This window comes from Notoacmeibacter sp. MSK16QG-6, from assembly GCF_024158145.1.
Taxonomy (GTDB): domain Bacteria; phylum Pseudomonadota; class Alphaproteobacteria; order Rhizobiales; family Rhizobiaceae; genus Notoacmeibacter.
Map to the genome: position 1 here is coordinate 239,880 of NZ_JAMYXM010000003.1, position 12,172 is coordinate 252,051.

Sequence of the window (12,172 nt, forward strand, 5' to 3'; positions counted from 1 at the left end):
GGCGAAGCCAGGCGAATCCGAAGATCGATCAGGCCGTGGCGTGATCGACGATTTCGGGATGATCTTTCATAAGCGCGCCGCGCAGCTTTTCCATGGCGCGACTTTCGATCTGGCGAACACGCTCCTTGGAAATGCCGAGCTTATCGCCGAGCGCTTCGAGCGTCGCGCCATCGTCGCAGAGGCGGCGCTCATTGATGATCCGCAATTCGCGTTCGTTCAGAACCGATAGAGCAGTGCGGAGCCAGTCGGTGCGGCGGCTCTCGTCAATACTGGTTCCGACCACCTCGTCGGGAAGAGGATCGTCGCTGACGAGAAAGTCCTGACGATCAGCGCTGCCGTCGCTATCGGCGACCATCGGCGCGTTGAGAGAAGAATCCGGACCCGAGAGCCGGCTATCCATAAGGGCGACGTCGGATTCGGAAACACCGAGAGCCGAGGAGATTTCCTTGTACATCACGGCGGAAGAAAGCATTTCGCCGCCCTGGCTCAATTTGGCGCGGAGGCGGCGAAGATTGAAGAACAGTGATTTCTGTGCCGAAGAGGTTCCACCTCGAACGATGGACCAGTTGCGCAGGATGTAATCCTGTATAGAAGCGCGGATCCACCATGTGGCGTAGGTCGAGAAGCGAACTTCGCGCTCCGGCTCGAACCGGGCTGCCGCTTCCAGAAGCCCGACATGGCCCTCTTGGATGAGATCGCTCATGGGAAGTCCGAAATTCCGAAACTTGGATGCCATGGAGATTACGAGGCGCATATGGGCCGTCGTGATCTTGTGCAGGGCAACCTGATCCTGGTCATCCTTCCATCGTACCGCGAGCTCGTGTTCTTCCTCCCGTTCGAGATAGGGCGCTTTCATTGCTGCCCGGATCATGGAGGAGCGGCCGCTATCGGTACGCATGGCAATCCCTTTCGTCATCAAATACGGCCTTGAGGCAAGGCCGCCTCACGAACCAGACGAAGAGGAGAATTCACGCCGCCACATCCAGCCTCACGAGACCAAATGCCGTTCGGCAGGCAAAAGTTCCGGGCTAACGAAATTTTTTTAGACCGGAACCCACGGAATTTCTTAGGTTTTTAGACTTGACAAGAAGGCGTTGAAGTTGCAGCGGCGGTCAAGGTCTTGCCAAATCGTATTTATGACAGGGCAATAAAAAACCCGGCCCAGGCCGGGTTTTCCATACAATTGCGATACTGATCGCTATCGACTCAGGCAGCTTCTTCCTTGGAATCGGCTTCGCTGTCATTGGCCTTGGCGCCGCGCTTCGGTCCCTTGGCCAGATTTTGCTCGATGAGATGAACCGCCTCGGTTTCGCTCATCTTGTTCACGGCAGCGATTTCGCGGGCCATACGATCCAACGCAGCTTCGTAAAGCTGGCGTTCCGAATAGGACTGCTCAGGCTGGTTTTCAGCGCGGTAAAGATCGCGAACCACTTCGGCAATCGAAATCAGGTCGCCCGAATTGATCTTCGCATCGTATTCCTGAGCGCGGCGCGACCACATGGTCCGCTTGACGCGCGCCTTGCCCTGAACGACCTTCAGGGCGCGCTCGACATAGTCGCCCTCGGACAGACGGCGCATTCCGACCGCTTCCGCTTTCGCGACCGGTACTTTCAGCCGCATCTTGTCTTTCTGAAAATCGATCACGAACAATTCCAGCTTGATGCCGGCCACTTCCTGTTCCTCGATCGCGGTGATCTGCCCTACACCATGCGCGGGATAAACAATGAACTGTCCCGTCTTGTAACCCTGACGCTGTGCTGGTTTTTTACTGGCCATACTCGGCAAACTCCCTATTCGCCCCGCGGCGCGGGGACTCGAAGTCGCAAACCGACATCAGCCTGACGATTAACATATCTTTAACCGGTTTCCGCAGCGAAGCGATTATCCCGACCGTACAGTGCTTTATCGGCGAGCACGGTCAGGACTGCGAAACTCAGCAAATGGTCAAAGAAGGCGCCTGAAAACTGCTTGATGTTGCGGCATGCATCAAAAACGTAACACAAAAAGCGCCGCAAAGCAAACAAATGCTGCGTGCGCGAATACCGCAAGATATCGGAATCTTCGGACATGGTTTACGCTGCCGGCGCACCGCTGTCCAGTTCCCGAAAAAGGATTATCGCCTGGCAATCAATCCCCCTCGCCGGGTTCCGGCGAGAAATACTTATCGAGTTTGCCACCTTCGCCGTCGAATTTTTCCGCATCGGCAGGCGGGTCTTTCTTCACCGTGATATTCGGCCACTTTTCCGCATATTCGGTGTTGATCTCGAGCCATTTGTCCAGGCCAGGCTCGGTATCGGGCTTGATCGCGTCGGCTGGGCATTCCGGCTCGCACACACCGCAGTCGATGCATTCATCCGGGTGAATGACCAGCATGTTCTCGCCCTCGTAGAAGCAGTCCACCGGGCACACTTCCACACAATCGGTATATTTGCATTTGATGCAGTTATCCGTGACGAGATAGGTCATTACATTCCACTTTCGGGATACGCGGCGGGCAAGCCTCGGCAGGCTCGGCCCGGACCTATAATGTCCCGTGCGCCCTTTCAAGACACAGATGTCTCTGCGAAACGGTTGAGAAGCGAAACATTATTTCGCCGGTGGCTCCAAATCGCTATCGGACGGCGGCGATGCCGCAAGAACGTCCTCATAAAGCGTCCGCGCTTCACTCGCCGGCCCGCGCCGATCGCCGATTGCGACGATTTTCAACACCGTGACACGCGATGGCAACGAGACGGTCAGAACGTCGCCCGGACGGACCGTCTTCGCCCCACTCTGCGCCTTATTGCGATTGACCCGGACATGACCGGCCTGGCAGAGCTTTTGCGCCAAGGTACGGCTTTTGCTGATACGTGCGAAAAACAGCCAGCGATCCAGTCGCTGTTCCTGACCGGCGCTCCGCTCATTGAGGAGCGAATCTCTGCCGGTCCGCAGTCCGGATCGTTCAGTCCCCAAACTTGTCCTTCAGTGACTGAAGCTTGGCGAACGGGGAATCGGGATCGACCTTTTGCGGACGCGATTCGTAGCGTTTCGGCTCGCTGCCCCCGCCTTTCTTCGACGCATGTTGCTCCTTACCGGCAGGTCGTCCATTGGGCTGCCCCTTGCGTTTGGGACCGCCCCGCCCGCCGCCGCCATTGCGCGCATTCTTTCCGCCACCGCGCGGGCCACGTTCGGTTCGGCCTTGCCGCCAGATGGTGATCGTCTTTTCCTCGGCTTCCGCATCTGGCGTCTCGGACGGTGCGGATACTGCCTTCTCACCCAACTCATCGCTGGTGATGCCCGCCGTGACGCCCGGACCATGCGTTGCTGCCATCACCGCATGCGGATCGCTTTTCTGCGCAACCGGCTTTGCGTGTTTCGACATATGCGCGGCGGCATGAGCGCTACAGAGCGTCTCGTTCAATTCGCCGACATGCTCCTCTTCATCCCGCTGCGCCCTATCGCCTTCCATATCCGCGACGGCGGCTGGCGAGATCGGCTTCTTTTCAGCGTGACGATCCGCTTCGGCGAGGCCCGATCCCGGAACATCGCCCATGATCTGACCGAGCACGGCGTGCGGATCGTGCGGTTTCTTCTGCTGCTTCTTGCGATGAGCGAGATTGACCTGCGCTGCGGCGTGGGCGTGTGACAATGTCTCGTTCACCTCGCCCGCGTGCTTCGCTTCTTCTTCACGCGCATTGTCCGTGTCGGCGACGGAAGGCGACGTCGCTTTCGCCATCCAGGCCTTGGCTTCGGCGGCGGGATCAGGCTTAGGGGCCTCATTGGCAACCTCCGGGGAAGGCACCACAACATCGCCGGCGGACTTGATCCTTTCGGCCATGACATCGGCCTCGCGCTTGGTTTCCCCGCGATAGCCGAGCCCCTTTAGGATTTCCTCCATATCGTCAGAGGTCGCACCGAGAATGCTCATCATGGCAGGTGTGACGAAGAAGGCCCGGCCCTCAACCGCGCCGTCTGGTGGCGATCCGTCGGCAGGCTTCCATGACAGGGCCGGTCGGATGAGATCGGCAAGCCGTTCCAGAATGTCGACACGCACCGCACGCTGGCCCAGCACGCGAAACCCGCCGAGACGGTAAAACTCTTCACGCCATGACGGATCGAGTGGAAAGGAGGTACGCCCCTGCATCAGCGCGGCGACGACATCGCCCTCACCCGGCTCGCCACGCGCATCGTTCGCCACCTGCCAAAGCGTTGTTAAAAGGCCCGCCGGCGCCGGCTTCAGAAGCGCCGGCACAAAAATATGATAGGCCCCGAAGCGCACGCCGAGCTTGCGAAGACCCGCCCGCGCGTCCTGATCGAGGCCGCGAACCTCGTTGGCGATCTTACGGCGGTCGATTACGCCGAGCGCCTCGAAAAGCTGATAGGCCAGTCCCTTGGCCATGCCGTCCAGCCCTTCCCCGGCCTTCAGGTCGAGCAGAGGCTTTAACTGAACGTCGACGAGATGACGTAAATAACGCTCGGCGCGCGTCTGCACTTTGTCGCGCATCGGCCCGGTCAACTGCTCATCCGCCAGAAGCACAATCCGCGGCGTCAGCACGTCCTCGCCCGATGTAAGCGATGCCACCGGGTCGCCGACCCATCGCAGAACACCATCGGAGCCGATGGCCAGATCGTTATTGGGCGCGGTCGAGAAATGTTCGGCCCGCTTCTCGAACTCGTCGGCAAGCGCTTTTTCCGCCGCACTGCGGATAGCCTTGGCCTCCTCGCCCTCCGCCGTACGGTCGGCCGAGAACCGAAACCCGTTCAGGGTTCCGATCGTGTGGCCCTCTACCGTTACCTCCCCGGCAGAACCAATTTCCGCTTCCAGCATGGCATTCTCTCTCAGCCGCCTCATCAGAACACTTGTCCTGCGATCAACGAAGCGTTTCGTCAACCGCTCATGCAGCGCATCGCTTAACCGATCCTCGATACGCCGAGTTTCATTCTGCCAGTGAACCGGGTCGCGAAGCCAGCCCATTCTATGCGAAACATAGGTCCAGGTCCTAATCTGCGCGATCCGCGCCGAAAGCGTGTCGATATCGCCATCGGTCCGGTCCGCCCTGCGCACCTGTCCAGCCATGTAATCTTCGTCGACATGACCGTTCCTGGCCAGATCGTTAAAAAGCTGGCCGATAATGTCGGCATGCTGTGCCGGCGCGATACGCCGATAATCGGGCAGCGCGCAACAATCCCATAGGAGCGATACACGGTTGCGGCCCTGCGCCAGCCCTCGCACCTCTTCGTCTTTCGCCAGAAAGGCAAGCGCCTGCGCATCGGTCGCCGGAAGCGCGCGGGTCAGCCCATCGACCGATGGCGAAATGTCAAGCGAAGCCATCAACCCCTTGATCGAGGAGAAATCGAAAGTGCGGCTGCGCCACTGCATTGTTCTGACCGGCGCAAACTCATGGCGCTCGATGCGCTGAACGATCTCTTCATCGAAGGCGTCTTGCAACCCTGTAACGCCGAAGGTGCCGTCATTCTGGTAGCGCCCCGCACGACCGGCGATCTGCGCCAGTTCCGCCGGATTGAGTGCGCGGTGCTGAAAACCATCGAATTTCCAGCTCTGCGCGAAGGCCACATGATCGACATCGAGATTGAGCCCCATGCCGATCGCATCGGTCGCCACCAGATAGTCGACATCGCCGTTCTGGTAGAGCGCGACCTGGGCGTTTCTGGTGCGAGGCGACAGCGCGCCGAGGACGACAGCCGCGCCGCCGCGCTGGCGGCGGATCAGTTCGGCGACCGAATAGACCTGATCGGCGGAAAAGGCGACGATGGCCGTCCGCCGCGGCAGGCGTGTGATCTTCTTGGAACCGGCATAGTAGAGCTGGGAAAGGCGTGGCCGCGTGTTGATCGTCAGCCCCGGCAGAAGGCGGGACAGAATGCCCGACATGGTCGCCGCGCCAAGTAGAAGCGTTTCGTCCCGGCCCCGCAAGTGAAGGATGCGGTCGGCGAAGACATGACCGCGTTCCAGATCGCCGGCGAGTTGCACTTCATCGATTGCGACAAACGAAACATCCGTCTGGCGCGGCAGGGCCTCCACCGTGCAAACGCTGTATCGAGCGCCGGGCGGAGCGATCTTCTCCTCACCCGTGATCAGCGCCACATTGGCGGTGCCGACCCGTTCGCAGACGCGGCCATAGACTTCTCTCGCCAGAAGCCGCAGCGGCAGACCGATCATGCCCGACGGGTGGGAGACAAGGCGATCGATGGCCAGATGGGTCTTGCCTGTGTTGGTCGGTCCGAGAATCGCCGTGACGCCCGCGCCGGAGAAGGGCGAGTTCGGCTTTTGCTTTTTCTGCGTGATCCGCATTGCCTCTTTCGATTGCATACGAGCCCGATATGCGCCCGTTGCCCCTTCTCCATCTCGACTCATACATAGAAACGGACGCTGGCACGTTAAGGGTTGGAACGGGAAAGGAACGGACCGTGCCCGAATCGCGGGAATCGTCGGATTGCCAGTTTGTTCACCGCTAGATCGTGCGTTCGAGACCGCCTCAGCAGCTAGATGCTGACTGATCGGAACGCGATTTGTGTTCCAAATTGCTCGAAGGGTTAACAGAGCGGCGTGGAGGATGAGGACGATAAACGATTTCGAAGGAAGCCCTAACGACTTCCAAAGCTAAGATTATGTTTTTCTTTGTAAATAGAACAGCGCTGGAACGAAGCGGGGCCGAATCGGAACACACTGATTCGCCGAATCGGCGGGTCAAAAATCCTAACGATTGCTTAACAACAAATTTTTTCTGCCACGGGCCGACATTCGGCTTTCGTCACAAAAATGGCGCGCCCGTCGCCGGACGCGCCAATAAATCACTGGGAGTTCAACAATCAGGCCATGTACTGTCCGCCATTGGCGGAAATGGTCGAACCGGTAATGAAGGCCGCTTCGTCAGAGGACAGGAAAACGACGCAACGCGCGATTTCCTCAGGTTCGCCAAGCCGCCCGACCGGGATCTGCGGCAGGATCACTTCGTTCATCACCTTGTCGGGAATCGTACTCATCATATCGGTATTGATGTAGCCGGGACAGACAACATTGACGGTAACGTTCTTGCGAGCGCCTTCCTGGGCGAGGGCCTTGGTAAACCCAATATCGCCGGCTTTTGCCGCGGCGTAATTAGCCTGGGCGAACTGCCCTTTCTGACCGTTGATCGACGAAATGCTGACGATCCGTCCAAAGCCGCGCTCACGCATGCCGTCCCAGACATTGCGCGTCATATTGAAAAGGCCGGTCAGATTCGTGCCTATGACGTCGTTCCAGTGCTCCGGGCTCATCTTGTGAAAGGGGGCATCGCGAGTAATACCCGCATTGTTGACGAGAATTTCGACCGGCCCGCCAAGTTCATCCTCCACCTTGGCGATCCCGTCCTTGCAGGCATCGAACGATCCGACATCCCATTTGAAGGTCTTGATTCCGGTCTCGTCAGTAAAAGCGGCCGCCTTCTCGTCATTGCCAGCATAGGTGGCGGCGACTGTATGGCCAGCCTCTTTCAGCGCCTTTGAGATCGCCGCGCCGATGCCGCGGCTGCCACCCGTCACGATTGCTACTCGTCCCATAAAGTCCTCCCGATTGGCTGGGCGACGTTTCGCCGTCACCTCTTCCCTATTTTTGTAGGACAGGGGGACTTCAACGCAAGTCCTTAATTCAACTTAGTTTTTGCCGCAGTGCAGCACGGTTGAATCAGGACTGTGCTCGCACTGGGACCGTCATGATTGTTTGGGCGAAGGAGAGAACCAGCGCCACAATTCCAAAACTGGCGACAAGAATGAGCCAACTGGCGGAGGATAATCGGAATGTGAATTGCTCGACGACAACGTAGCTAATTATTGGCAACGCAAAGACAAAGCCCACCAAAGCGCGCCACCAATTCGTTTCTGCGATAGGGAAATAGACCGGTTTTCGACCGCGGTTGGTCAAATGGAATATCAAAGTGACGATGCTAAGCGATACAAAAATAAACCAGCCGACCGATATCGCCCCAATAATTGGAAAAATGAGTGTATCGGCAGATCCATTTAGTCGACTGCGTTGCGATTCGAGAATGGCGTTAGCCATAGTGTATCCAACGAGGCTTATTGAAATCGCTATAATAAGAACGATTTCCCTGCCAAGCCTGGCGGCTCGTTTCGTCCGTGCGAAGGCGGGACCAAAGGATACGGCCACAACAAGAAGCAACCCCAGCGTCAAATCGAATAGGCCCGCATCCAAGCGTTCGTATCGACCGCCTTCCATAGCCTCCCGCCGCTCATACCAACTTTCGAAAAAGACCTTTCGTTCTGGACCGGACCTCGGCGGGGCCTCCCTGGCAAGAGCTTTCAGATCGCTCGTAGAGAGCCCTGGCGCCATTTCCGGCAATGTCGTGGAATAAACAATCTCCGTAATGCCGACCAATACGAGAAGAACGCTCGCGATCCAGATGAAGAAGCGCAACGGTCTAGCCTTTCCGGCCATCTTGCCAAGCGACACGGACAGTTGATCGACGCGACAAGCCCGACCATCCCAAGATTGGATAGACGGGCTTGCCGAAAGGTGGATCAGTTCATGTTTTCGACGCACATGGCGACGCCCATGCCCCCACCGATGCAAAGCGTGGCGAGACCTTTTTTTGCACCGCCGCGCTTCATCTCGAAGAGAAGCGTGTTGAAGATGCGCGCGCCCGATGCGCCGACCGGGTGGCCGATGGCGATCGCACCGCCATTGACGTTCACGATGTCGGGACTCCAGCCCATATCCTTGTTCACGGCGCAGGCCTGAGCGGCGAAGGCCTCATTGGCCTCCACGATATCCAGATCGTCGACCTTCCAACCCGCCTTTTCCAGCGCCTTTCTCGACGCGGGAATCGGGCCTGTGCCCATGATCTGCGGATCGACACCGGCCGTTGCCCATGAGACGATCCGCGCCATCGGTGTAATACCGCGCTTGGAGGCTTCTTCCTCGCTCATCAGCACCACCGCGGCTGCGCCATCATTGATGCCGGACGCATTGGCAGCCGTAACGGACCCTTCCTTGTTGAAGGCCGGACGCAGCTTGCCGACGCCCTCCTTGGTGACGCCGTGCTTGATATACTCATCTTCCTCGACCACCGTATCGCCCTTGCGGCCCTTCACCGTGAAGGGGGTGATCTCGTCCTTGAACTTGCCGGCCTTCTGAGCCGCTTCCGCCTTGTTCTGCGAGGCAACGGCGAACTCGTCCTGCGTATCGCGCGAAAGCTGCCATTTCTCCGCGACGTTCTCGGCCGTGTTGCCCATATGATAGCCGTAGAATGCATCCATCAGGCCGTCTTTCAGCATGGTGTCCTGCATTTTCAGATCGCCCATCTTCACGCCGCCGCGCAGATGCGCCGCGTGTGGAGCCATGCTCATACTCTCCTGGCCGCCCGCCACGATGATGGATGCATCGCCCATGGCGATCTGCTGCATGCCGATGGCGATGGTGCGAAGGCCCGAACCGCAAAGCTGATTGAGCCCCCAGGCGGTCGTTTCCTGCGGACAGCCGGCGGCCATCGCAGCCTGGCGAGCGGGATTCTGGCCCTGCGCCGCAGTCAGAATCTGACCCAGAATGACCTCATCGACTTCCTTGGCATCGACGCCCGCGCGTTCGAGCGCGGCTTTGATGGCGGCAGCGCCAAGCTCGTGGGCCGGAACATTGGCGAAGGCGCCGTTAAACGACCCCACCGGGGTGCGCGCTGCGCTGGCGATGACGATGGATTGGCTCATCGGTAATTAACCTTCCTTGCAAAGACATATCTATTGAACGGCCTATATGAGACCCTCGGCGAAGGCCAGTCCGGGCCCGACAACCTCCCTTGGGGTGCGCCTGCACCAGTCCTCATCCAAAGAATTGCTTTCGCATGGCGCTTTGACAAGGGTCACGATTCTTCTACGCATCTGCACAATACGGCTTGGCATCGCACAATTCCCATGCCTATTGTCGAAGCACAATGCGAACTGATGCAGCAAAGCCGCATGTTCGACCCGTCAGGCAGGGAGATATCGAATGGCAGATAAGGGCGGCACGATCGTCATAAAGAAATACGCTAACCGCCGGCTCTATAACACCGGAACGAGCACCTACGTCACGCTCGAGGACCTGTCCAACATGGTCAAGCGGGACGAGGATTTTGTCGTGCAGGACGCCAAAAGCGGCGCCGACATCACTCATTCGGTGCTGACGCAGATCATTTTCGAGCTGGAAAACCAGACCGGCAACGCCATGCTCCCCATCCCCTTCCTGCGCCAGCTCATCGCTTATTACGGCGATCAGATGCAGATGTTCGTCCCGTCCTATCTCGAACAGTCGATGAAAGCGTTCCAGAGCCGCCAGGAGCAGCTCCGCGAAGAATTCACCAGCGCGATGGGCGACCCGGTTCAGATGATGAGCGTCGGCCAGAAAGCGATGGAAGAGCAGGCCCGGCGGAACATGGAAATGTTCACCAAGGCGATGGCCATGTTCAACCCGTTTGCGGCAGGGCCAGCCGCGGGCGCGGACGCCATTGGCGACAAGGACGACGATCGCGAAACGCGTTCTGGCAACGATCTCAACGAGATGAAGCGCCAGATCGCCGCGATGCAGGAAAAGCTGGACAAGCTGGGCAGCAGTTGACCGGCGCATTACAGCTCGCAATGTCGCAAATCGACCAGTCTATGAGATGAGTCCGGCGCTTCTGTCATCATGATGCCGCCAGTCGCCTCCGCACCGCCGGATCGGCAATGGCTGCGCGAAGAGAGCCGGCGATTGCTGGCTTTTTCCAAGGCCGCCGCCATACCCGGCGGAGGCTTTGGCCTGCTGGACACGGCAGGCCGACTGCCCGCCAACGCGCCCATCAATGGTGTACTGACCTGCCGGAAAATCCACTGCTACGCGCTGGCGACGGCGCTTGGCGATTGCGATGGCGCCGACCTCGTCGATCACGGACTGCGCGCGCTTCGCGAAGGACTGCGCGATTCCAGACATGGCGGGTGGTACAAGGACGATGCTGGAGAAGACCGTCGCAAAGAAGCCTATCTGCACGCATTCGTCGCGCTGGCTGCCAGCACCGCCACCTCCTTCGGTCATGACGCGAGCGATATTCTCAAAGACGTCGTCCAACTGATCGAGATGCGCTTCTGGTCGGAAGAGGAAGGCGCGGTCCGTGAACGCTTCGCCGCCGACTGGACCGACGAGATGGATTATCGCGGCGCCAACGCCAATATGCACATGCTCGAAGCGTTTCTCGCCCTGCATGACGCGACGGGAGACCCGATATGGCTGCATCGCGGCCGATTAATCGTCGAAACTATTGTAGGAAGTCATGCCCGGCCGAACGGCTACGCTGTTATCGAGCATTTCGACCGAAACTGGAATGTCCTGAAGGACTTCAATGCCGACCGGCCCTTTGACGATCTTCGACCCTTCGGCACCACTCCGGGCCACTACGCCGAATGGGCGCATCTTCTTCTAAGACTCGATATGGCGCTGGCAGAACACGGCAATGGAACGCCGGCATCCCATCGAAGGGATGCGGAAGGTCTCTTCGAGGCTGTGCTACGCGACGGTTGGAAGGATGAGCCGCCCGGCATCGTCTATACGGTCGGTTGGGATGGCGAGGTCAGTGTCGAGAACCGGCCGCACTGGGTCATCGCAGAGGCCGCTGTCGCTGCCGAATTTCTGAGTCGCATCACCGGCGAGACCCGTTTTGCCGAGTGGCGCAATCGCTTCTGGTCGACAATCCGCGACCTATTCGTCGATGAGACATTCGGCAGTTGGTGGAACGAGGTCGACGGTCAAAACCGACCGTCCGAGTCGATCTATCGGGGCAAACCCGACCTCTACCATGCCTATCAGGCCCTGCTCGCCGCGCGTCTGCCGCTTGCGCCGACCTATGCCTCCGCCGTCCGGCGCGCGCTTGGCTAGCAGCGACGCAGAAAAGCCGGCGTCCAGAAGGAAGCCGGCTCGCTATTGCAAAATCGCTGGACGCCCTTGGGGACGGCGATTTCAGTCCTTCGGCTGAAGAACCTGCCGACCGCGATACATACCGCTTTTCAGGTCGATGTGATGCGGGCGGCGCAATTCACCTGAATTGGAATCCTCGATATAGGTCGGCTGCTTCAGCGCATCGCTGCTGCGGCGCATGCCACGCTTGGCGCGCGTGACTTTCCTTTTCGGCACTGCCATTGTGCGTCTCCATTTGGCTCAACGCGCTTGCCGGCCCTC

At 58.9% G+C, this 12,172-nt stretch carries 12 protein-coding genes; 2 read left to right on the plus strand and 10 right to left on the minus strand.

Translation table 11 applies throughout. The annotated features are described in order from the left end of the window. Nucleotides 1-28 precede the first annotated feature (28 nt). The 9 genes from NIM86_RS12245 to NIM86_RS12285 form a co-directional block, all read right to left on the minus strand. Nucleotides 29-916, minus strand: a complete 888-nt coding sequence (locus tag NIM86_RS12245) for an RNA polymerase factor sigma-32 (RefSeq protein ID WP_371872888.1) — start codon at nt 914-916, stop codon at nt 29-31. Nucleotides 917-1,206: 290 nt separating this feature from the next. Further along, nucleotides 1,207-1,776 (minus strand): CarD family transcriptional regulator, encoded by a 570-nt coding sequence (locus NIM86_RS12250; RefSeq protein WP_253382520.1) that lies wholly within the window; start codon nt 1,774-1,776, stop codon nt 1,207-1,209. Between the two features lie 80 nt (nt 1,777-1,856). Next, entirely contained in the window at nt 1,857-2,069 is a 213-nt protein-coding gene (locus NIM86_RS12255) for a hypothetical protein (RefSeq protein WP_253382523.1), read from the minus strand. A 58-nt stretch (nt 2,070-2,127) separates the two neighbouring features. After that, complete coding sequence (gene fdxA / locus NIM86_RS12260; RefSeq protein WP_253382525.1) at nt 2,128-2,466, minus strand: ferredoxin FdxA; 339 nt, start codon at nt 2,464-2,466, stop codon at nt 2,128-2,130. Between the two features lie 120 nt (nt 2,467-2,586). Continuing rightward, complete coding sequence (locus NIM86_RS12265) at nt 2,587-2,952, minus strand: RNA-binding S4 domain-containing protein (protein WP_253382527.1); 366 nt, start codon at nt 2,950-2,952, stop codon at nt 2,587-2,589. Beyond that, nucleotides 2,942-6,289, minus strand: coding sequence for a helicase-related protein (locus NIM86_RS12270; protein WP_253382529.1), 3,348 nt, complete (start codon nt 6,287-6,289; stop codon nt 2,942-2,944). Before NIM86_RS12270 ends, NIM86_RS12265 begins: the two co-directional genes overlap by 11 nt. A 518-nt stretch (nt 6,290-6,807) precedes the next feature. Further along, entirely contained in the window at nt 6,808-7,536 is a 729-nt protein-coding gene (gene phbB / locus NIM86_RS12275) for an acetoacetyl-CoA reductase (protein WP_253382531.1), read from the minus strand. 124 nt (nt 7,537-7,660) lie between these two features. Continuing rightward, nucleotides 7,661-8,410 (minus strand): hypothetical protein, encoded by a 750-nt coding sequence (locus NIM86_RS12280; protein ID WP_253382533.1) that lies wholly within the window; start codon nt 8,408-8,410, stop codon nt 7,661-7,663. A gap of 104 nt (nt 8,411-8,514) precedes the next feature. Then, complete coding sequence (locus tag NIM86_RS12285) at nt 8,515-9,696, minus strand: acetyl-CoA C-acetyltransferase (RefSeq protein WP_253382535.1); 1,182 nt, start codon at nt 9,694-9,696, stop codon at nt 8,515-8,517. Between the two features lie 280 nt (nt 9,697-9,976). Here NIM86_RS12285 and phaR point away from each other — a divergent pair, with 280 nt between their 5' ends. Next, a complete protein-coding gene (gene phaR, locus NIM86_RS12290; protein ID WP_253382537.1) occupies nt 9,977-10,582 on the plus strand; it encodes a polyhydroxyalkanoate synthesis repressor PhaR in 606 nt (201 codons plus the stop codon). Between the two features lie 69 nt (nt 10,583-10,651). Continuing rightward, entirely contained in the window at nt 10,652-11,872 is a 1,221-nt protein-coding gene (locus tag NIM86_RS12295; protein WP_253382539.1) for an AGE family epimerase/isomerase, read from the plus strand. Between the two features lie 81 nt (nt 11,873-11,953). On the opposite strand, the gene rpmF is transcribed toward NIM86_RS12295, so the two are convergent. Beyond that, nucleotides 11,954-12,133, minus strand: coding sequence for a 50S ribosomal protein L32 (gene rpmF / locus NIM86_RS12300; RefSeq protein WP_253382541.1), 180 nt, complete (start codon nt 12,131-12,133; stop codon nt 11,954-11,956). Nucleotides 12,134-12,172: the final 39 nt, after the last annotated feature.